Source organism: Marinimicrobium sp. ARAG 43.8, from assembly GCF_050113635.1.
Taxonomy (GTDB): Bacteria; Pseudomonadota; Gammaproteobacteria; order Pseudomonadales; family Cellvibrionaceae; genus Marinimicrobium.
Genome location: NZ_JBNJLT010000004.1, coordinates 56,605 through 79,384 on the forward strand (window position 1 = coordinate 56,605; position 22,780 = coordinate 79,384).

12 protein-coding genes are annotated in these 22,780 nt (G+C 54.4%); 10 read left to right on the forward strand and 2 right to left on the reverse strand.

Annotated elements, in window-relative coordinates; all coding sequences use genetic code 11:
- The first annotated feature begins 36 nt into the window (after positions 1–36).
- The 4 genes from ACQCLF_RS09355 (at position 37) to ACQCLF_RS09370 (ending at position 9,773) form a co-directional block, all read left to right on the forward strand.
- Positions 37–2,979: a TonB-dependent receptor gene (locus tag ACQCLF_RS09355; protein ID WP_426986573.1), complete on the forward strand. Its 2,943-nt coding sequence runs from the start codon at positions 37–39 to the stop codon at positions 2,977–2,979.
- A gap of 180 nt (positions 2,980–3,159) precedes the next feature.
- Entirely contained in the window at positions 3,160–5,163 is a 2,004-nt protein-coding gene (locus ACQCLF_RS09360) for a glycoside hydrolase family 97 protein (RefSeq protein ID WP_426986575.1), read from the forward strand.
- A gap of 324 nt (positions 5,164–5,487) precedes the next feature.
- Positions 5,488–6,492 (forward strand): LacI family DNA-binding transcriptional regulator, encoded by a 1,005-nt coding sequence (locus ACQCLF_RS09365; RefSeq protein ID WP_426986577.1) that lies wholly within the window; start codon positions 5,488–5,490, stop codon positions 6,490–6,492.
- 296 nt (positions 6,493–6,788) lie between these two features.
- Positions 6,789–9,773, forward strand: a complete 2,985-nt coding sequence (locus ACQCLF_RS09370; RefSeq protein WP_426986578.1) for a discoidin domain-containing protein — start codon at positions 6,789–6,791, stop codon at positions 9,771–9,773.
- A 42-nt stretch (positions 9,774–9,815) separates the two neighbouring features.
- Here ACQCLF_RS09370 and ACQCLF_RS09375 read toward each other — a convergent pair whose 3' ends face one another.
- A complete protein-coding gene (locus ACQCLF_RS09375; RefSeq protein WP_426986580.1) occupies positions 9,816–10,508 on the reverse strand; it encodes a response regulator transcription factor in 693 nt (230 codons plus the stop codon).
- Here ACQCLF_RS09375 and ACQCLF_RS09380 point away from each other — a divergent pair.
- From ACQCLF_RS09380 to glmS, 5 genes are all read left to right on the forward strand, one after another.
- A complete protein-coding gene (locus ACQCLF_RS09380) occupies positions 10,507–12,429 on the forward strand; it encodes a sensor histidine kinase (protein ID WP_426986582.1) in 1,923 nt (640 codons plus the stop codon). The genes ACQCLF_RS09375 and ACQCLF_RS09380 overlap by 2 nt on opposite strands.
- Positions 12,430–12,603: 174 nt before the next feature.
- Complete coding sequence (locus tag ACQCLF_RS09385; RefSeq protein WP_426986584.1) at positions 12,604–13,047, forward strand: hypothetical protein; 444 nt, start codon at positions 12,604–12,606, stop codon at positions 13,045–13,047.
- A gap of 60 nt (positions 13,048–13,107) precedes the next feature.
- Entirely contained in the window at positions 13,108–17,964 is a 4,857-nt protein-coding gene (locus ACQCLF_RS09390; protein WP_426986586.1) for a putative Ig domain-containing protein, read from the forward strand.
- A 197-nt stretch (positions 17,965–18,161) separates the two neighbouring features.
- Positions 18,162–18,926, forward strand: coding sequence for a DeoR/GlpR family DNA-binding transcription regulator (locus tag ACQCLF_RS09395; RefSeq protein WP_426986588.1), 765 nt, complete (start codon positions 18,162–18,164; stop codon positions 18,924–18,926).
- Between the two features lie 357 nt (positions 18,927–19,283).
- On the forward strand, positions 19,284–21,113 hold the full coding sequence (gene glmS, locus ACQCLF_RS09400) for a glutamine--fructose-6-phosphate transaminase (isomerizing) (RefSeq protein WP_426986590.1): 1,830 nt from the start codon (positions 19,284–19,286) through the stop codon (positions 21,111–21,113).
- Between the two features lie 11 nt (positions 21,114–21,124).
- Here glmS and ACQCLF_RS09405 read toward each other — a convergent pair whose 3' ends face one another.
- Positions 21,125–21,544: a DUF3617 domain-containing protein gene (locus tag ACQCLF_RS09405; RefSeq protein ID WP_426986592.1), complete on the reverse strand. Its 420-nt coding sequence runs from the start codon at positions 21,542–21,544 to the stop codon at positions 21,125–21,127.
- A gap of 227 nt (positions 21,545–21,771) precedes the next feature.
- Here ACQCLF_RS09405 and ACQCLF_RS09410 point away from each other — a divergent pair, with 227 nt between their 5' ends.
- Positions 21,772–22,752, forward strand: a complete 981-nt coding sequence (locus tag ACQCLF_RS09410; RefSeq protein WP_426986594.1) for a hypothetical protein — start codon at positions 21,772–21,774, stop codon at positions 22,750–22,752.
- Positions 22,753–22,780 lie beyond the last annotated feature (28 nt).

Genomic DNA, 22,780 nt, shown 5'->3' on the forward strand with positions numbered 1-22,780 from the left:
CACAATAAGTTTATAAATCAATAATCGGAGAACCCCATGAACACCAAGCGATGCTTCAAGAAAAACTTGCTGGTAAGCGCCATCGCTTCTTGCGCGGCAGTCGGTCTGAATACCCAGGCACAGGCACAAAATGAAGTAGATGCACTGGAAGAAATTGTAGTAACGGGCGTCAGAGGCGCTCTGGTTTCGGCGATGGACACCAAACGCGATGCTTCCGGCATTGTGGATGTCATCAATGCGCAGGACATTGGTAAATTTCCGGATACCAACCTGGCGGAATCCCTACAGCGCATCCCGGGTGTGTCCATTGACCGTGAGGGTGGCGAAGGCAAGTTTGTCACCGTGCGCGGTTTTGGTCCCCGTTTTAACGTCACCACCCTGAATGGCCGTCAGCTGACCTCAGAAAACATCAATCGCGATTTCGAATTCGACACACTAAGCTCGGAAATGATCAATGCCATCGTCGTGAACAAAAGTGGCTCTGCACTGACGGATTCAGGTGGCATCGGTTCTGTGATTGATCTTCAAACGCCACGCCCTTTTGACATCGGCAATAAAGTGGCCGGGACAGTGAAAGTCAACTACGAAAGCATCGCCGAAGAGGAAAGTCCGCAGGCGTCCGTGTTGTACAGTGGCACCTTTGCCGACGAGACGTTTGGTGTGTTGTTCGCCTACAATCATTTTGAGCGTGATTCGCGAGTCAACCGCGTCAATAACGTGAGCTGGGCAAGGGTAGAGGCCAACTCGGGGTCCAATTTGTATCCGGATGAATCAGAGCTTACCGCCAACGCCAACCCGGAAGGCCGCCTATACCTGCCTCAAAACCATTTCATACAGGTTCAGCGCGACCAGCGTACGCGGGACAATGCCAACCTGGTACTGCAGTTTGCACCCTCTGACGACATTACCATAACGGCGGATGCGCTTTACTCGGATTACGAGCTTCTGCGTGACCAGAATATGCTGGTGCACTGGTTTGGCAGCCGCCCGGACTGGCGGGATGTGGTCGCCGATGAGAATGGCACCGTGACGCACTTCATCGCCGATCGGAGAGAAGGGGAAGGGGTTGTACAGGCAACCGAGTTTAATGCAATTAAGGAAAACCGAAAATCCGACACATTAATGGCCGGATTGAACGTTGAGTGGGACGTGACCGATACGCTCACGTTGACAGCCGATGCATACCGTTCGGAATCGGAGTATGACGACCCTATGGGTTACGGTAACTCCCAGGTGACGATGGGTTATCGCAACCGTCTTACCTGGGATATGGTGGATGGCTTTATACCCGCGATTTCCGGGTTTGAGTCCGGCACGGGTACGACACCGTATCAGCCGGATGAGAACGGCGATCTGACGATACCCAACAGCGATTATCTGGACCCGGATAACCTGCGTCCCGGTTTCACCATTCGTAATGGTCGAGTTGTGAACGACACCATTGACCAGTTTAAGCTTGCCGGTGCATTCAATGCCCGCGAGTCGAGCGGTCTGGTGAAAGCCGACTTTGGCCTGTCGTATAAAAGTCGCACCAAGGCGCGTGAACAGTTTACAACGGGCCGGGGTTTGACCGAAGCCGAGGCGGAGACCGTTGCGGAAAACGAACCGCGCGCCTTTGTTGGACCCGGTGCCACGTTGAACTGTATGTTCTGTGGCGGGGAGTACTTTTGGACGGAGATTGCCCCACCGCAGGTTACTGTCCTGGATGCGGGCTCCGATTTTCTTGATGGCGTGAGCGGAAGCGGCAATACGCAAACCCAGTGGCTTCGGTTTGACCACGACGAATTCCGCGAGATATACGAAGGCCACGTCGGTGTGCCGTTCACCACGCAGCCGGTACCTTCCGAGTCTTACGATATTGAGGAGGATATCCTCTCGCTCTATACCCAGTTGCAGTTTGAGGGAGAGATTGGCGGTTATCCCTATGGCCTGGTTACAGGATTGCGATACGAGCGAACGGACCTGGCGATCATGGGCAACCTGTCTTCTATTTTGCGTGTGGAAGCCGAAGGTGCGGAGGTGTTAAATGAAGTGCTGACGCCGGTGACGCCGACGAAACTGGAGTCTGACTACTCCATGTTCCTGCCCAACGTAAACTTCCGAATCAACATTACTGACGATTTGCTGGCGCGGGCCGCCTACTCCAAAACCATCACCCGGCCATCCATGGAAGAACTGCGTCCCAATCTGGAGTTCCGGGACCTCAAGCAAAATGGGCCCTACCCGGTGACAGCCGGTAACCCGGACCTTAAACCACTCGAATCCGACAATATCGATCTGTCTTTAGAGTGGTACTACGGCGAAGGCAGCTATGCATCAGTGGGCGTGTTCTACAAGCAGGTGGACAATTTTATTGTAAACGCCACCAGCAGTCAGACCTTTATCGGCGAGAACGGTCAGCCTATCACCGACCCGGCCACGGGTGATGTGACGCTGATTCCGCCCGGTGGTTCTCCCTCGGATATCGTCGACCCCAATGACGAAGTCATTGAGTTCTCGGTAACCCAGCCGTCCAACGTGGAGACCGCGGATGTCAACGGCTATGAATTGGCCGTACAGCATATGTTTGGTAACACTGGTTTTGGGGTTTTAGCGAACGCGACCTTTGTGAATACCAATGCCGAATATGACCTCAACACATTCGACAATGGATTTGCATTGGTGGGGCTGAGTGACTCCTATAACTTGGTGGGCTTCTACGAAAATGAGCGCTTTGATGTTCGTCTTGCCTACAACTACCGGGATGGATTTCTGCAGTCCCTGGATCAGGGCGGGGTCGCGGAGCCTACCTTTGTGGACGACTACGGCCAGTTTGACTTGAGCGCCAGCTACAACCTGTCGGATAACGTGTCGCTGTTCTTTGAAGGCATCAACCTGACCGGGGAAGAAACCCGCTGGCACGGCCGCTTCTCCAACCACTTCCTGTTGGCGGAGGAAAGTGGTCCGCGCTATACATTGGGTGTGCGTGCCTCTTTCTAGCTTTAGAACCAGCGCCCGGCTCGGGTGAGTGATGGCCTGCTTTGATGGGCGCGATGTTTGTCATCGCAGGCGATCACTTGCTCTCAAAGGCTGGGGCTTTGCTTGTGTTTGCCACCTATTCTTTTACTGTGAAAAACCCCTGCCATTATGAAAAAACTCTGCCTGACCGGACTATTAATATTGTTGCTACCTACCCTCGCCTGCTCCACGGGCGGGATTGAAGAGCCGCAATCCGTCACTGCTTCGTCGCCTTCGGGTGCACTGTCACTATCGCTGTTCTTCTCTGAAAATGGCGAACCTCGCTATCAGTTGAGCTACCGGGATCACGACCTGGTTGCGCCTTCCGCTTTGGGCCTGGTTTTCAAAAACCAATCGGCGTTAAGGGATAATCTTGAAATACAAAAGGTGCAGCGTCGAACAGTGGACGATACCTGGGAACAACCCTGGGGAGAGGAGCACTTTATACGGAATCATTTCAAGGAAGTATCCGTGACGCTGCGTGAACGCACGGACAAGCGCCGTACCTTCACGGTGGTTTTCCGGTTATTTGACGATGGTTTTGGGTTTCGTTACGAACTGCCGAAGTGGGCCGGCACGACATCGGTCGAGATTGTGGACGAGCTCACTGAAATAGCGCTCACCGGCAATCACCAGGCGTGGTGGACGCCGGCCCAGGCTGGCAATCAATACGAGTACCTATATCAAAAGACGTCAGTGGATCAGGCACCCTTGGTGCACACGCCGCTGACTCTGGAAACAGAAGATGGCCTCTTTCTCAGTATTCACGAAGCGGCCTTGCGTGATTACAGCACCATGAACCTGCAGCCGGTGGGCAATCACCGGCTTAAAGCGGAACTGGTTCCGCTCACACCTCATACATCGGTCAAGGCCAAAGTCGATTTGCCCTTCCATAGTCCCTGGCGAACAATGCTGGTGGAAGAGCGAGCCGGTGATTTAATGACAAATTATCTGACACTTAATTTGAACGAGCCCAATAGCCTCGGGGATGTGTCCTGGATCAAACCCGGAAAGTTCGTGGGTATTTGGTGGGAACTGCATCTGGAGCACAGCACCTGGGCTTCTGGTCCAAAACACGGTGCGACTACCGAGAACACAAAAAAATACATTGATTTTGCGGCGCAAAATGGCTTTGACGGTGTTCTTGTGGAGGGCTGGAATATCGGTTGGGACAGTGAATGGTATAACCACGGCGGCGCGGCTTTCAGTTTTACCGAGCCCCACCCGGACTATGATGTGGAAACCGTGGTGCAGTACGCGAAAGAAAAAGGCGTCTACATCATTGGTCATCATGAAACCGGTGCAGCGGTCACCAATTACGAAAGCCAGCTGGAAGAGGCTTATCAATTCCTGGAAGATCATGGCATGAAAGCGGTTAAGACTGGCTATGTGGAAACTGGTGAGCGCCTGACCAACGGTTACTATCATCAAGGCCAGTATTTTGTGAATCATGCCGAGCGTGTGATTAAAACGGCGGCCCGACACCACGTCATGGTAGTGGCGCACGAAACGGTAAAAGATACCGGGGAGCGTCGCACCTATCCCAATATCGTTTCCCGTGAAGTAGCTCGTGGCCAGGAGTACGACGCCTGGGGTGAGAATGGTGGCAATCCTCCCAATCACACCACGATTTTTCCTTTCACCCGCATGCTGTCCGGGCCAATGGATTTTACACCGGGTGCCTTCGAGTTAACGCTCCCTACCCGACCAAAAAATCAGGTGAATACCACCTTGGCTAAACAGCTGGCGCTGTATGTGGTGATCTATTCACCTGTGCAGATGGTATCAGACCTTCCCGAGAACTATGAGAAACACCCGGATGCTTTTGCCTTTATCCAGCAGGTGCCTGTGGACTGGGAAACTACCCGCGTACTGTCCGGAGAGATCGGAGAGAGTGTTGCCATTGCAAGGCAGGAGCGAGGGGGTGATGACTGGTACATCGGCGCCATTACCAATGAACAGTCCCGGGATGTCACTTTGGTGCTGGACTTTCTGGAAGCAGACACACGCTATCGAGCGACCATTTATCGGGACGCTGATAGCGCGCATTACCGCGATAACCCGGGGGCTTATACCATTGAGACTCTACCGGCGAAAAAAGGCGACAAAATCAATCTGTCCCTGGCGGCGGGTGGCGGAGCCGCTATCCGTGTAGAGCGGCTTTAGTCACAGTTTTCTCTCCCTGATAAGGGGGTTGAAAAGGCGCTGACCGGGAGGATGGCGCTTTCATTCAAGTCAGGGATGACGGCACAGGCGGCGTATTGTTCGGCTGTGTACGGAGTCTCCTTTCATACTGACCATGGAACAGGTTTGGCAGACTGGAGGCAGCTCATTGCCTCAAGGCGGGAAGGTAAGGGTGAAACACTCTCTTCCCGCCCCTTTTTACTCGGCCCCGGGCCCCTGCGTTTACCTACCTGCCACGATTCGCTATGATGAATCGTCTACCACGAACCGTAAGCCAACGACAACATCACAATAAGGAGTCAGGCTGTGACGTGCATCCGGGAAATTGCGCTTGAAGCCAATGTCTCACCCGCCACCGTATCCCGGGTACTCCGCAATCCAGAACGGGTTTCCGAGGCCAAGCGGGAGAAGGTGCTGGCAGTCATTGCCCGTACCGGCTATACCCCGAACAGCCTGGGCGTCAGCTTGCGCACAGCCAAAACCAACCGGTTGGTGGCGATTATCCCCGATGCAATCAGCGCGTTTAACTACCCGGTGATTCGCGCCATGGAAAGCATCGCGCTGGAGCATGGATATTCCCTCTTGCTGGGGGATACCCAGGAGATGGAAAGTCGCGAGCGATCCTTTGCGGCGATGGCGCGTTCAAGGCAAGCTGACGGTATCTTATTGTTTTGTCCGCGACTGCCGTTTGACGTAGACCCCTCAACCCCTTTATCCGAGCAACTGCCACCGATGGTTAATGCCTGCGAGCTGGTTCCCATCAACGGATTGGCCCAGGTGGATATCGACAATGCGGCAGCGGCCGAGGAAGGCGTGGCGTACTTGATATCTCTCGGGCACCGACGCATTGGCGCGATCATTGGTAACCGAAGCTCTCCCAGTACCCAGGGGCGGCTGGAAGGTTATCGGCGTGCGTTGGAAAAGGCGGGTTTGTCCTACGATGAGGCTCTAGTGGAAAGCGGTGATTACGGGCTCGCCAAAGCGGAACAGGCGACTTTGAAATTGGCGACAATGAAACAGCGTCCCACAGCGGTTTTCGCGTTCAGCGACGAGATGGCGATGGGTTGTTTGGCGGGTCTTTTTAAACTGGGCATGAGCGTTCCCGGTGATATGTCGGTCATGGGGTTCGATAATATTTCGTACGCCAACTATTGCTGTCCGCCCCTGACGACCGTTGCTCAGCCCATGGCTGAAATCGGTCGTGCCTGTATGGAGTTACTACTGCCCCAGCTTAATGGCGAACCGATGCCGTCGGTCAAGCGAGTGCTTGAGCACAGACTGATTGTGCGGGAAAGCACCGGACCGATTTAGATACCGCCTTGCCCACGTCAAGCGGCTGTCACGACCCCGCCTTTTTAGACGTCCTCTATTAATGGTTCTTTGGACCATTGTTATCGACACCAAACATTTTGGCTGGAATCTGATAACGATTTCATGGCCTGAGAACGATTTCAGGCGTCCAATCCCACTGAGCGTCATAGACGTGCTCGCTCACCTGTACTAGTTTTCCCAGCATCGGAAAAAAGGACAAGGATAATAAACCTTCACCGATGCTTCCGGCACACAGCCAGCACTCGCCTCACAACGATAAAACGAGGTTGAATATTATGAAAAACCTTTCTACTCAGCGGCTGACATCGTTAAGCAAAGTCGCTTTAATCGGTGGTATTCTGGCAACGACCGCGTTGGCGTGGTCACCGGCCTATGGCCAGCAAAATCTCGCCGAGGGAAAAAGTATCACGGCCAGTAGCGCCGTGAGCGGCTTTGCAGCTCACCTGGCCAACGATGGCGATCAGAGCAGTTACTGGGAGAGCCAGAACAGCGCTTTCCCGCAATCGCTCACTTTGGACCTCGGCTCGGTAGCCAGTGTCGAGGCATTGTCCCTGGCACTGCCCAGTGGCTGGGAAAGCCGTACCCAAACTTTTTCGATTCAAAGCAGCATCGACGGCAGTGACTATGCGCCACTGATGAGCAGCACTGGTTATGTATTCGAGCCGTCGTCTTCGAATATCGTCACCATTGATGTGCCCGATACCGATGCGCGCTTTGTTCGCCTGGTTTTTAGCGCTAATACCACCTGGCCGGCGGCGCAGGTATCGGAACTGGAAGTGCTGGGTGAAGCGGGAAGTTCCCCTAATCCAAACCCCAACCCCCCGGCGGGTGACAACGTGGCCGAAGGTCAACCGGTCACGGCCTCCAGCAGCCAGGGGTTCCACACGCAGGAAAATGCAGTGGATGGTGACCGCACCACATATTGGGAAAGCACGGGGACGTTACCGCAGCATTTGACTGTGGATCTCGGAGCAGATTACCTGGTGGACCAAGTGACGCTGATGCTGCCGGATGATCCTGCCTGGCAAACCCGCACGCAAACCGTTGCCGTGCTCGGCAGTGAGGACGGCAGTCAGTTCAGTACCCTGGCCAACGCTACTGAACTGACTTTCGATCCCGCCACAGGCAACTTTGCCACGGTGGGCGTTACGGAAACGGCGGCCCGGTATATACGCATTGAAGTATCGTCCAACAGTGGCTGGAGCGCTGCGCAAATTGCCGAGTTGCACATCAGTGGGGCTATTGATCCGGTGCCACCGGCAACACCGGATAATCTCCGTGTGACCGGTGAATCGGATACGACGATTTATCTTGCCTGGGATGCAGTGGCGCACGCCGATGGCTATGAATTGCTGCGCGATGGCAACGTGGTGGCGGATGTGACAGCCACCAGTTATCAGGATAGCGAGCTGGCACCGGAAACCAGTTATGGTTACCGCGTGCGTGCCTACAACGAGTTTGGGACCTCTTCCAACAGCGGTGCCATTTTTGCCACGACGCTGGAAGAAGGCGGCGGCGATCCCGGTGGCCATCCAGAGCCCAATGATGAGCATGGCGCGAACATGCCCTACGATCGCTACGATACTCAGGACGCCGATTATGGCGGTGGTGCGGTGCTGCGTTCGGCTCCAGATTTCGATCAGTCGCTGACTGCCTCGGAAGCCTCTGGACAGGCGTATGTCGCTCTGCCTGCAAACGGCGCTTATGCAGAATGGACCATTCGCAGTGATCAGGGGGGTGCGGGCGTCACCATGCGCTTTACCATGCCCGATGCCTCCGACGGCATGGGTCTGAGCGGTTCGCTGGATGTGTTTGTCAACGGCACCAAAGCACAGACCGTTCCGCTGACGTCTTACTACAACTACCAGTACTTTACCCCTGGTGGTGGTCATCCATCGGACACGCCCGCCGGAGGCGATCCGCTCTTCCGCTTTGATGAAGTTCACTGGACACTGGCCTCTCCACTGCAACCGGGCGATGTGATCCGAATTGAAAAAACCAACGGAGATAGTCTTGAATACGGCGTGGACTTCCTTGAGATTGAAACCGTGCCCGTCGCCATTGGTCGACCAGCCAACTCAGTATCCGTCACTGACTTCGGAGCGGTTGCCGACGATGGCCAGGACGATCTGACCGCGTTCAACCAGGCAGTCGATGCAGCGGTGGCCAACGGCCAGAGCCTTTACATTCCGCCGGGCACCTTCCATCTGGACAATATGTGGGTGATCGGTGAGGTGGGCGATGAAATCAATGATATCACCATCATGGGCGCCGGCATCTGGCATACCAATATCCAGTTCACCAATCCAAACGCGGCCTCGGGTGGAATCTCTTTCCGTGTTGTGGGGCAACTGGATTTCAGTCATGTGTATATGAACTCGATGTTACGGTCCCGCTATAACCAGAATGCGATCTACAAGGCGTTCATGGACAACTTCGGTGTGAACTCCCGCGTGCACAATGTATGGGTTGAGCATTTTGAATGTGGCTTTTGGGTGGGGGATTACGCGCATACCCCGGCGATTATCGCGGACAATCTGTTGATTGAGCACAGCCGGGTGCGCAATAACCTGGCGGATGGTATTAACTTTGCGCAAGGTACCAGCAATTCCACGGTGCGCAACAGCAGCATTCGCAACAATGGTGATGATGGCCTGGCGGTTTGGACCGGCAACGTCAATGGTGCCCCGGAGGGTGTCAACAACACCTTTACCCACAACACTATTGAATTCAACTGGCGCGCCGCCGGCATTGCTTTCTTTGGAGGCAGTGGACACCAGGCCACTTACAATCTGATCGTGGATGGCGTGGGCAGTTCAGGGTTCCGCATGAACACAGTCTTTCCCGGCTATCACTTCCAGAACAATACCGGTATTGAGTTTTCCGACAGCACGATCATTCGCAGCGGAACCAGTCTGGATACCTGGGGTGGTGAACGCGGTGCGATTGATCTGGAAGCCTCCACTGACCCGATCCGCAATGTCACGATTTCGAATATCGACATCTATGACACTCAGCGCAGTGCCGTTCAAATGGGCTACAACGGTGGATTTCAAAATGTCGTGTTCAACGACATTGTGATTGACGGGACGGGATTGGACGGCGTGACTACCTCGCGTTTTTCCGGACCACACCCCGGGGCAGCCATTTATACCTATACCAACAATGGGTCCGCTATATTCAATAATCTAGTAACGGACAATATTGCTCATCCGGACACGAATTTTGTGCAACCGGGATTCAATCTGACCATTCAATAAAATAGAAGATCACAGTCGCTCAGTGAAGTGGCTGTGATCTATCTACTGTGAATCAATCGCAAACGAGTAGCCTTTGTTACGAAGGGTATGGACGGGAAGGTTCACGCCGGCTTCTTTTTTGGTCTTGCTTCGCAAGCGGCTTAAAATGCTGTCCAGCCGCCGGGTGTCATCCAGTCGGCCGGGAGGCAGGCATTCGCACAGCGTATCGCGGGTAACGGGGTCACCACGTTTCTCCAACAGCTTTTTCAATAGCAGGGATTCGGTAACGGTCAGCGACACGCGTTCCGTGTTGGGGCAAATTAATTCCAGAGATTGTTCATCCACTTTCCAGGAGAGCGCGGTAGCGCTTGCGGTGGGTTCTTGCAGACGCAAGCTCAAGTGGTCAATGGTAACCTTGAGTTCTGTCAAATTGATGGGTTTGACCAGGTAAGCGTCCGCCCCGGCACTGATGCCTTGTATGCGATCCTCCACCTGACCGCGTGCGGTCACCATGATAATGCCCATTTTCAGGCCGTAGAGTTCGCGTAGCATTCGGGCGGCGGTCAGACCATCGCCATCCGCCAGCGTTAAATCCAGCAGCAGGATGTTCCAGTACCCATTGGCCAATGCCTCGTGCATTTGCTCAATACCGTCAGCGCTAGCTACCGTATAATGGCAAAAAGTCAGGTAGTCGACGATCTCAATGCGTAAATCGGGGTTATCTTCCACAACAAGAATTCGTGGTATAGCTGTCATGCGGGAAAGCCTTGATGTTCGCTGGGTACTGTTTCGAGTACTCTTTTTGGTGCCGCTTTCCTGCGCTGGTGCTCAGGCAATGTTACCGCCTCCACCACTTGGTGAAGACATTGCCAGTCTTGATTTGCGTCCGTTTACAGAATATTGGGTGGAGGATCCTGCCAATAAGGGCGTAAGTCTAGAGGAGTTACGCGCTCTAGACCAGTCCTCGGGGGGTATTTTTTCCGCATCCCCGGGGGAAGACTTTTCCTTCGGTTATACCGGCCAGACCTACTGGTTCCGTTGGCAGCTGCCAGTGGCCCCGTCCGGAGAGGCGGAGTGGTGGCTTCAGATTGCCCCAACGTTTCTGGATCACGCCGACCTATATGTTCCCTCAGAGCGGGGTCAGTATCGGCAGGTGCGGCTTGGTGACCATGTTGCTCTGGCTGAGCGTCCCGTGCGCTCGCGTCATTTTTTGGTGCCCCTGGAGCTGACCCGCGAAAATGCCGGGGTTTACTATCTTAGAGTACAAAGCACCAGCACGATCACGCTGGGACTGACCCTGTGGCAACCGGAACGCTACATCAACGCTTTAGCGGTGGAAAATTCGCTCTATGGATTATTGTTCGGTCTGATCCTGGCGGCCGTGGTGATCAGTTTGATCAGTGGCTTCTGGATTCGAAAGCCTTTTTATTTTGTCATGGCGTCTTTTCTGGTCTTCAACGGCCTGATGCATCTGACACTCAACGGCTACGACCAGATTTTGTTTAACCTGGGAGGTGACTGGCCGGATCGACTGATGGGCGTCAGCGTTAATGCCGCCGGAGCGCTTGGCGTGGCATTGTGTATGGTTTATTTGAACCCTTCAGACCTTTTCCCACGGTTATCCCGCTATATGTGGGGTGTAGCCGTTCTGAGTGGTCTGGGGGCTCTCGTCAGCTTGCTGGGCTCGCCCAGCCCGAGGGCGACCGCCGTCGGCGGAGTGATTCTGATGCTATCCATTTCGGCATTGATCATCGTCATGTTGCGGCGACGTTTTGTGCCCTCATTACTCATGTTTATTCTGTTTGTGCCCGGGGTTTTGGCGTTGTTGAGTCAGCTGGCCCGAAATTTCTCACTCTTGCCGCTGAACTTCTGGACCACGCACATCTGGTCGATGTTAACGATTCTTCAAGTGCCTTATATTGCCGTGGTGGTCATGCTGCACGTGCGCGTTCAGGAACGTGAATTCCTCAGCGCACAGCAAAAGGCTCGTTTGCACCGCGATCTCTTTAGCATGGTGGCACACGAGTTACGGACACCCCTGGCGGTGGTCGGGTCGGCCGTGGCTAATATCGAACTACAGACGCGCGAGGCTCAACCGGAGTTGGCCCCCCGTTTTCAACGGGCAAACCTTGGCCTCGCCAGGCTGAATTCATTGATTGACAATGCCCTCGCTGAAGATCGGCTTCTGGGTGAATCCATGCAATTGCAGTGTGCCGCATTGACACTGGCTCAACTGGTAGAGCGGGTTTGTGAGCTGAGGCCGGTTGAGCCTCCCCATGAGCGGGTGCTCGTCATTCAAGATGGCGATACGCCGCTCTTTATCGATGCCCACTGGCTGGGTCTGGCGATTCTTAACCTTGTGGATAACGCTATCAAATATTCTCCAGAGGGGGGCGCTATTCGCATACACACCAGTCGCCAGGAACCGTTTGCTACGGTCGAAGTGGTAGATCACGGGATCGGTATTCCCGCGGAAGCGGTGGATAAAATATTTGAGAAGTTCTTTCGGGCGGACAATGCACAAAATATGCGGGGCAGCAGCGGCCTGGGCCTCGGGCTGTTTCTGGTGCATACGGTGGTGACCCTGCATGGGGGTACTCTGGCTTACCGCGCGAATCCTGCCGGTGGATCAATCTTTACTCTGTCCCTTCCTTTATATTCCGCTGCGTCAATCTAACCCTCTCTGGGGTGCTCTGCAAGAAAACGCAACAATTCGCAACAAAACGCAATGGTGCCTCTATTTATACTGGCGCCAAATACTGTTTTTATACCAAGTGAGCTAGAGCGTCCTCTAAAGCGTTGTCTACTGCTCTACTTACAGTGTCTGAATAATCTGAGTCTGGTATCAATCATGAGTTCCCATTTTATTTATAAAACTTTTAAAAATTCTGTTGCGCTCACCCGTCGGCCACTCGCGGTCCGCTCAGGACTGATCGCCGTCGCCTTCATAGGTGGGTTTGCACTGTCGCCATCGGGCGTGGCGTCGGATGAGGAGTGGACAAAAGAAACGTTCACTATGGTGGGTGTAAAAAACTACTTCTGGGAAATCTGTCGGGAGTTTACCGCTGGAGATGTCGTTTCCTACCGATCCAATTCGGCGTATCCGATTGATTTCAATATCCATTATCACCCCGGAAAAGAAACGAAGTTCAAGCTGAAAAAAGAAGGCGTTTCAGAGGTATCCGGCTCCTTTACCCCGGCTGACAACCAGCATTATTGCTTCACTTGGACAAGCACTGAAGAGCGTGGCGAAAACTGGTTGATTACTCTGGAGTATCAGGCCGTTTCCAATTAGCCGATACACCTTGATATCACGCTTACGGTCACAGATTGACTTTATTGGGAGTTAACGATCTTGAAGACTCATTTTATTCGGAAAGCCTGCTCAGCGTTGATGGCGGGGGTGCTGCTTTTCGCGGTTCTGGCACCCGCCTCCGCCTGGGCCTCGCACTTTCGTGGCGGTTCTATTACATGGCAAAGTAAAGACATTGATGGTAATGGTGGCCGCAACGATGTGGTGATTACCGTTAACACCGCCTGGGGCGGTTTTGACAGTTCCGTTTCTTTCATGACGACGCCATCGTTGAGTACCACTCAAATAGGCAGCAGCGAATATGTCTATGTTAATGGTACCGGGTTCGGCGACGCCGACTATACCTTAAGGACTGACCGGTTTGAGGCGCTTAACCTGGATGAAAACACCGCTTACCTTGTGGTCTTCCAGGGCAGTGCGAGGATCAGCAATCTTCGGAATAATTCGAATGGTGCCTGGCGAATCCAAACCCGCATTAACCTTCGTGATGGTAACCTGGCGCCGAAGATTGATATGCCCATCATTCTCGAGGTGCCCAAACTTCAGTCGGATGAAGTCACGCCTCTGGACAGCTGGACCTACAACCTAAAATCAACCGATCCCAACGCGGACAAGCTGCGTTATCGTCTCGCCAATCTGGATGAACTCGGTGGCGGAAGTTCCACCAACCCTCCCGGATTGTCGATCAACCCGAATACGGGGGTTATTACCTGGGTTGACTCCGGTTCGGTCAACGGCAGCGGAAACCCAGTGCTGCAGCCAGGCCTGTACAGCGCCGGTATCGTCGCTGAAGATGTGGACGAAAGCGGCAATGTAAAATCCAAAACCCATGTGGACCTGATTCTAAGCCTTGAAGATAAGGCGCAAGTGGAGTTTGATCATTCAGCGGCTATTCCGGAAACCCGCAATGTTATTGTAGAGAAAGGGGACAGTTTCTCCTTTAACATAAGCGGCACCGCCATTGATACCCAGAGCTTGGGAACCGTCCAGGGTGCCTTGACGGAAGATAGTCCGGATAACTACACGTTCGATCCGGGCCCGATGGGCACGGGCCTTGATCCTGGCAGCTACCCCATTACCTTCGAAGTGCGCGACCAGTCGGATTCATTGGTCAATAACTATCTGGGTGTTACTTTTATCGTTCCTGACCCGAATGCGCCGAGAGTGCATAACCTCGAAGCGGATAAAGTGACCTACTCCGGTACCGATGCGGTTCGAGTGGACGATAACCAGGATGCAATCGTTACCGATGCCAATACAACGGAATTCCAGGGTGGCTTTCTCAAATCCAATGTCACCTTTACCGACGGACAACTCGAAGTACTGGGTATCGATAGCGAGGGGGATGGTCCTGGACAGATTCGCCGGGGCGGGGACACGCTATTTTTTGAAGGCAATGCGTTCGGTACCATCCACCCTTCCCTGAATGGTGAAGGGCGGGCGTTGAGGATTGACTTTACCGGTCCCACCAGCCTTGATGCCTTGCAAGCCCTGGTGCGTAGCCTCAGTTACCGGGATACTTTCGTCTTGCGTGCCGAGGGCGATCGTTCGCTGTCGCTTTATATTCGCGATCCAGAGGGTTTGAGCACCTCCAATGATTTCTTCGTGCATGTTGAACCTCACCCGCAGTCCGGCGATTTCTCAGGCCCCCCGCTCGAAGCGGCGAATACCATAACGTTGGTAGAAGGCGATGCGCTTGCGTTGAGTAATGAAAATATCAGTTATGCGGACCCTGAAGGCGACGCCATTACCTTTGAGGTAGTCAGTATAAGCCATGGGCATTTCGCACTGGTGAGTAATCAGTCGACCCCCATTACGACGTTTACGCAAGATGATATCAACCTGGGCCGCATTGCGTTTGTACACGATGGCGGAGAAGAGGCACCTACCTATGAGATAACGGCGACCGACGGTGTGAATACCACAGAACCCAGCGCCGGACAGGTGAACTTCACGAACGTTAGTGATAACGCCCCGGCATTTTCCAACTCGCCTGACACCTCAGCGACAGAGGGCCAAGTGTACAGCTACGTGCCCACCGTAGATGATGACGATCTTGGAGATACTCATACATTCAGTATCACCCATAAACCGGACTGGGCTACCTTCGACAGCGAAACCGGCACTCTCTCCGGAACGCCTGGACCAGCGGATATCGGGACCAATACCGATATCGGCATGCGGGTAACAGACAGCGGAGGACTTTCAGATGATCTGGAGCTTTTCGATATTACGGTCTCTGCCGCTGAAGACAGTGATGGCGATGGCGTTCCGGACTATGTAGAAGACGAAGAAGGCACCGACCCCGGCGACGACAAAGACTTCCCGGATACCGATGGCGACGGCGTACCCGACTATGTCGAAGAAAATATTGACGGCACCGACCCCGAAGATCCTGAGGATTTCAAAGACACCGATGGTGATGGGGTGCCCGATTACGTTGAAGAGAACATTGATGACACGGATCCGGAAGACCCTCAGGATTATCGCGATACGGATGGCGATGGTGTCCCTGACTATCTGGAAAATGACCATGACAATGATGGTATTTCCGATGATGAAGAAGGTCGCTCGGAAAATCGTGACAGCGACGGTGATGGCATCCCAGACTATCTGGACCTCGATAGCGATAACGATGGCATTCCGGATGTGTTGGAAGGCACGGTGGATACCGATGGTGATGGACTGCCGGACTACATCGACAACGACAGCGATAACGACGGCATTCCCGACTATATCGAAGCGCCGCTGGCTGTGGTGCTGACCGGGCAGGACAGTGATTACGATGGTATTGATGATGCACTGGATGTGGATTTCACGGGTGGTCAGGATCTGAATGGCAACGGTATTGATGATGCGTTTGAACCGCGTGATACCGATGGTGACGGTGTACCGGACTTCCGTGACCCGGACAGTGATGGCGATGGAATCCCGGATCGCATTGAGGCCGATATGATCCCGTTGAGTGGCATCGACAGCGATGGCGATGGCATTGATGACTTCCTGGATGTTGATCAGACTGGAGGACGGGATCTCAACGGTGATGGTATCGATGACGATTACATGCCGGTGGATAGCGATGGTGACGGCGTTCCGGATTACCGAGACCCGGACAGTGACAACGACGGATTATCAGATCGGGCAGAAAGTGGTGCGTCCGGCTTCGACAGCGATGGCGATGGCATTGACGATACCTATGATGTCGATCAAACCGGCGGCGTGGATGCTAACGGAGATGGCGTTGATGACGATGTTCGTCCTTTGGACAGTGACGGTGATGGCATTCCCGATTACCGCGATCTGGACAGTGACAATGATGGTATCAATGACGTTCTGGAAGCGGGTCTGAAAGACGACAACCGCGACGGTATGGTCGATGATGGCGAGATCACGGATAACCCGAGAGACTCTGACGGCGATGGTATTCCCGATTATCGTGATCTGGACAGCAATGGTGATGGCGTCAACGATGTGGTCGACGCCGGTTATGAGCACCTTGATGAAGATGGCGATGGCCGAATCGACAACGATGAAGATGTGGATGGTGACGGCATCCCGGACGTTGTAGATAACGAAATCGGCAGTTTCGGTGGCACCCTGGACAGCGACGGAGACGGTGTGCCCGATGCCATCGACCTGGACAGTGACAATGATGGCATTCCCGACGTACAGGAAGGTCGTGCCGAGGGTCGCGACACCGATGGTGACGGCATTCCCGATTACCTGGACCTGGACAGTGACAATGACGGCATTCCGGATATCCTCGAAAGTGGACTGGGCTTCCTCACGGACGATGATGGTGATGGACGAATCGATAACTTCGTCGACGCCAATGGGGACGGCCTTCACGATACGGTGGATGTCAACATGATCCCCCGGGATACCGATGGTGATGGCCAGCCGGATTACATCGATCTGGATAGCGATGGCGATGGCATCTGGGACTTGATCGAAAGCGGCACCGATCCGTCCCTGGATGCTGACAACGATGGGCGTATCGATGTATTTGTGGATCGTGATCGTGATGGTATTGCCGACAGTGTGGATGGTGTCGTGCTCGGTGGGTCCGCTGGAACTCCACCGACATTACGCGATACCGATGGTGATGGACTGCCGGACTACATCGACACTGACAGCGACAATGATGGGTTTACCGACGACCTGGAGAATGGTGACTTTGACGGTGATGGTATTCCCGACAGCCAGCAAGATTCCGGTGAGTTGCAAACCGCTGTGAAAGGCTCGGGTGCGGTCGGTTTCTGGTGGCTCGCCATGCTGGCACTGCTGGCTCCGGTTCGCCGACTTGGTCGTTGCGCACTGGCACTGGTCATGGTCACGGGCGGCGTGGTCGCCCTACCGGCCCAGGCGGATGATTGCGGCGCGAATGGCTATGAGTGGAAACGATGCTGGTATGTCGGTGTGGGTGTCGGCGCATCGCACCTGGACCCGGAAGGCCGTGTGAATGGCTGGGGCCGGGAAGACTCAAGCAGCGTCGGATACGAGGTACACCTCGGTCAGTACGTTCGCTCCAACGTTTTTTGGGAGCTGAAATACACCGATGCTGGCGAGGCCGGTCTGAGCAATCTGAATCCGGCACTGACAGCGGCTGTGCCCAATGCCGCCATTGAGTACAAAGTGCCCTCCCTGATGGTCGGCTATGTGGTGTGGAGCGAGTTTGGTGCGGAAGTATTTGCCAAAGCCGGTTTCTCCGGCATTCGCACCAGCGCCAACGATGCCCGTATCGGCCAGCGAGCCAAGACGTCTACCCAATTGGCGCTGGGTGCCGGGGTTAACTATCGGCTGCCGCAGTTGCCATGGCAGCTCACCTTGTCGCTGGACAGTTACGATCGCGATGCACGCATGATTACCCTGGGTGTATCGCGTCGATTTGACTGGTGACACGTTGTTATTAAGGGTTTCATCACCAGACAGGGCCTCTCGGGGCCCTGTTTTGCGTTAAAGGCATAACCCTGACGGCACAGACCGCCGTTTGCCGTCCCTGTGCCACCTTTATCTCGTCTTCTCACAGGGCTTTCTTTTGCCCTTTCGAAACGATAGAATAAGTTTCGTTTCAAAACTTATTCGCCATCATTCCTATGAACAAGCGCAACACCCAGCAGCGACGCCGGGCCATTATCGACATGCTCGCCGAGGCGGGAGAAGTCAGTGTCGAGCACCTGGCCCACCATTTTGGTACCTCTGAGGTCACGGTTCGCAAGGACTTGGCGGCGCTTGAAAACAATGGATTGCTATTGCGTCGATATGGCGGGGCCGTCCCCCTGCCGCAGGAAATGATCATTGACCCCGGTACGGAAAAAATTTCAGAACGAAAGCAGGCCATGGCGAAAGCGGCGGCCGAACTGATTCTGGACCACAACCGGGTCATCATCGATAGCGGTACCACCACCGCGGCCCTGCTTCCCGAACTGTCGCGCAAGCAAGGGCTCGTGGTAATGACCAATTCCCTGAACATTGCCAACGCCCTGCGCGAGCTGGAGAACGAGCCCACGCTGCTGATGACCGGCGGCACCTGGGACCCACAATCCGAGGGCTTTCAAGGCAAATTGGCCGAACAGGTATTGCGATCCTATAACTTCGATCAGTTGTTTATCGGTGCGGACGGGCTGGATTTGGCGCGGGGCACGACCACGTTTAACGAGCTGTACAGCCTCAGCCAGGTGATGGCGGATGTGGCCCGTGAGGTGGTGGTGATGGCGGAGTCGGATAAGTTGGGTCGCAAGATTCACAACCTTGAATTGCCCTGGGAGCGAATTGCGTATCTGGTGACGGATGCGGATTTTCCGGAATCAGTCCGGCGGGAACTTGTTGCAAAGGGTGTTAAGGTGATTTTAGCGGCTTAGGGTGGGTTTGGGGAAGTGAGGGGCCGGGTGTTGTCCTCAGAGACACGCCGTCAATACGTCCTTGTAGGCTCGATTGCCGCATCCCTGCGGCAAACGGTCTCTAAGGACAACACCCGGCCCCTCACTCAGCACCTCAGGTGCCAGCGAATTGTAAAACCCCAACGCGAGCCGTTCTGTGATTGTGAGATGAAACGTAAAACATGAAGGGAGTTGGGCCAGGGGCTCGTGGACCGTTTGCCGCAGGGATGCGGCAATCGAGCCTACAGGGAGGTATTCACGGCGAGTCCACGAGCCCCAGGCCCAACTCCCACCCCAAAACTTGCTGGAGCTTCATAGAGCTCCAAAAGGAGTAACAGTATGTGTGGCATTGTCGGCGCTGTAGCGCAGCGGGATGTGGTCGATATTTTGGTCGAAGGGTTGCGGCGCCTGGAATATCGGGGCTATGACTCCGCCGGTGTCGCTGTGGTGAACAACGGAGAGCTAAAACGCTTGCGCCGATTGGGAAAAGTCAAAGCGCTCTCCGACGCCGTGGCAGAAAGCCCCACACCTGGTGGCACTGGCATCGCTCACACACGCTGGGCCACCCACGGAGAACCCAGCGAACGCAACGCCCACCCTCATGTTTCCAGTGAGCAACTGGCGGTGGTGCACAACGGCATTATTGAAAACCACGTCGCACTGCGAACCGAGCTACAACGGGCCGGCTACGTTTTTGATTCGCAAACCGATACCGAAGTGATCGCGCACCTCGTGCATCAAACCCGGCAGGAAACCGGTGATCTGTTGAGCGCCGTCCAACAGGCCGTCAAACAACTGGACGGTGCTTACGGTACGGTGCTTATGGACGCCAACGATAGTGAGCGTCTTGTAGTGGCGCGTTCAGGCAGCCCGTTGGTGATCGGGCTTGGCATCGGAGAGAATTTCATTGCCTCCGATCAGTTGGCGTTGTTGCCGGTGACGCGCCGCTTTATCTTTCTGGAAGAAGGCGATGTGGCGGAAATCACTCGGACCAGCGTGCGCATTTTTGACAAGGACGGCAATGCCGTGGAGCGCGAAGCACACGAGTCCACCGTCAGTTATGACGCGGGTGATAAAGGCCAGTACCGGCACTTTATGCTCAAGGAAATTTACGAACAACCGTACGCCATCAGCAATACACTGGAAGGTCGTCTGGGCCAGGCAACGGTGCTCGATGAAACCTTTGGCAACGGCGCTGCCGAACTGCTCAAAAAAGTAAAACACGTACAGATTGTCGCGTGTGGTACCAGCTATCACTCCGCCATGGTGGCCCGATACTGGATGGAGTCGCTGGCAAACGTGTCCTGTAATGTGGAAATTGCCAGTGAATTTCGCTACCGGAAATCCGTGGTGCAGCCGGACAGCCTGGTGGTCACCATCAGTCAGTCCGGCGAAACCGCCGACACGCTGGCAGCGTTGCGCCTTGCCAAAGAGCTGGGCTATCTCGGCAGTTTGACGATTTGTAACGTGGCCGGCTCTTCTCTGGTGCGTGAATCGGACTTGGCGTTTATGACCCGGGCCGGTGCGGAAATCGGGGTCGCTTCTACCAAAGCGTTCACCACACAGTTGGTCGGCCTGGCGATGCTGGTGTTGGCACTGGGCAAGCATAACGGATTGAGCGAAGCCGAACAGGCGGACAAAGTGCAGGCGCTGAAAAGTTTACCGGCCAAGCTGGAGGAAACCCTTTCGTTGGCCGCCGATATTGAAGCGTTGGCGGAAGAGTTTGCCGATAAGCACCACTCGCTGTTCCTTGGCCGTGGCGATCAATATCCGATTGCGATGGAAGGCGCATTAAAACTCAAGGAGATTTCCTACATTCACGCCGAAGCCTATGCTGCGGGTGAACTGAAACATGGCCCGTTGGCGCTGATTGATGCGCAAATGCCCATCATCGTGGTCGCGCCCAATAATGAGTTGCTGGAAAAACTGAAATCCAACGTGGAAGAAGTACGCGCTCGCGGCGGCATTCTCTATGTATTTGCCGACGTGGAGGCGCACTTCGCGTCGGATGACACCATGCGGGTCATCAATGTCCCGCACACCCATCCCTGGGTGGCACCTATTGTGTATACCCTGCCCTTACAACTGCTCAGCTATTACGTGGCTATTATCAAGGGGACCGACGTGGATCAACCGCGCAATCTGGCTAAAAGCGTGACGGTGGAATAACCGCTTTGTGATTATTCAGTGCAAACGCCGGTCCACTCGGCCGTTGTTTGCACTATTAAATCCATGCCACCTGTATTGCTGATTATCTCAGAAGTGTAATGCTCCTGATCTACCAGCGTCATATGCCCACTACTGTTAAAGGAACCGTCGTTGCAAATGGCGCTCCAGCGGACAGTGTCGCCATCTCTGTCGACTTCAATATTAGTGCAGCCATTGTCTGTCCAGGTCTCGTACATGGCTTTTTCGACATCTGCGGTTTGGTCTACGCTGAGGCATTCTGTATGGGTTTTTTGCTGTGCCATGCCTGGCGGCAGATTCTCGCCCTCCATGGAGACCGTGGACTCCCACTCTCCCGGTTTGAGATCTGCAGCAAACAGCGGGGCGTGAATACTGCATAAAGTAATAAAGGCTACCCAGACGTATGGTTTCATAGCGTTTATCCCTAGACGTATTGTGTGAGAGGGTTGCTGCTGAAGCAGCGTTTTCTGAAGACAGCCTGAGGCAAAGGCGGCTGACTTGGGAGTTTAGCATTTCATTGTCAGTATTTTGAGGCATGGTTGGCAATTTTAGATGGCGATCTAATGACCTGGTCAGTCGTTACTGTCGTTCTGTTTGCCTGATCCGTTAAGCTGACGGTTTGGTAAGACAGGAGGTAACAGTGACTTATCGGTTGTTGATTGCAGGGTTGACTGGATTGGCATTAATGGGGTGTGACACTTCTGAACCTGCCGCATCTGATGTGGGTGCGGCTGCGGAACCTTCAGGAGTGGCGAGGTTCGAGGGCACCTTTGAACGGGTGGCGCCATGTCCGCCTTATAGTGCTTTGCAAGTGGACATTGTCCCTCGTGATCGAGCCCACAATAAAGTGGCGCTTGTGCGGGCCGAGGGAGAGAAGGCAGTGTATGGGGTGATTGACCACCTGGAACTGCCGCCGCGTCGTTCCGGCAATGAGTGGGCGCCACAAACAAACGACAAGGGTTGGCCCATGTACGATTGGCGAACCTACCTTACAAAGAACCCCGGAGTGTTACAGACATCGGAAGGTGATCATCTGCTGCCGGAAGAAGCGGTATTGTCTTACGATGTGGCCTCCGAGGGTTTTGTCCTTGAGGGGGATAAGTGGGTATGCGCCAGCGGTGTTGATAACGGACGGGCTGGCGAGAAAGTTGGTCAATTTCGCAAACGCGATGATCGTCTTGTGTTGCGCAAGCTGAATGAAGCCATGGTGCCCGGGCGTGCGGTTTTGTACCAGGCGTCGGATCGGAACTACAGAAAAGTGCGACGGGAGTATCTGGGTGGTTCGGGCGAGAACGGCGTGACGCCAGGGCATAAAGACAGGAATCGTCACTTGCAGGCTGTGGCGGTATTGATGCAGGAAGATGCCCGGGGAAAAGTGGCTGGACTGGCCCGTTTAGTGGAGGATCACAGGCCGAGTGATGCCGGGGCAAGACAGCGGTATGATCGGGAGCTTCCCATGTATCTCGATGCGCTTGCCCGTGCCCATGTGGCTTGGTACGTAGACTCCGCAGACATCAGGCTTGACTGGTTCCACGGCAACTATCCCGAAGGAGAGGCTGACATTATGGAGGGTATTCAAGCGCTGGAAGAAGCCTACTCAGCCCTGGCTTCAGAGCAATAAAGCCCACTTTACGTATCCAGTACCAGCT

What these genes read in the sequence shown, in the direction of transcription:
- ACQCLF_RS09355 (WP_426986573.1), top strand. Translation starts at nt 37, where the DNA reads ATGAACACCAAGCGATGCTTCAAGAAAAACTTGCTGGTAAGCGCCATC.
- ACQCLF_RS09370 (WP_426986578.1), top strand. Translation starts at nt 6,789, where the DNA reads ATGAAAAACCTTTCTACTCAGCGGCTGACATCGTTAAGCAAAGTCGCT.
- ACQCLF_RS09380 (WP_426986582.1), top strand. Translation starts at nt 10,507, where the DNA reads ATGCGGGAAAGCCTTGATGTTCGCTGGGTACTGTTTCGAGTACTCTTT.
- ACQCLF_RS09375 (WP_426986580.1), bottom strand. Translation starts at nt 10,508, where the DNA reads ATGACAGCTATACCACGAATTCTTGTTGTGGAAGATAACCCCGATTTA.
- ACQCLF_RS09385 (WP_426986584.1), top strand. Translation starts at nt 12,604, where the DNA reads ATGAGTTCCCATTTTATTTATAAAACTTTTAAAAATTCTGTTGCGCTC.
- ACQCLF_RS09395 (WP_426986588.1), top strand. Translation starts at nt 18,162, where the DNA reads ATGAACAAGCGCAACACCCAGCAGCGACGCCGGGCCATTATCGACATG.
- glmS (WP_426986590.1), top strand. Translation starts at nt 19,284, where the DNA reads ATGTGTGGCATTGTCGGCGCTGTAGCGCAGCGGGATGTGGTCGATATT.
- ACQCLF_RS09405 (WP_426986592.1), bottom strand. Translation starts at nt 21,544, where the DNA reads ATGAAACCATACGTCTGGGTAGCCTTTATTACTTTATGCAGTATTCAC.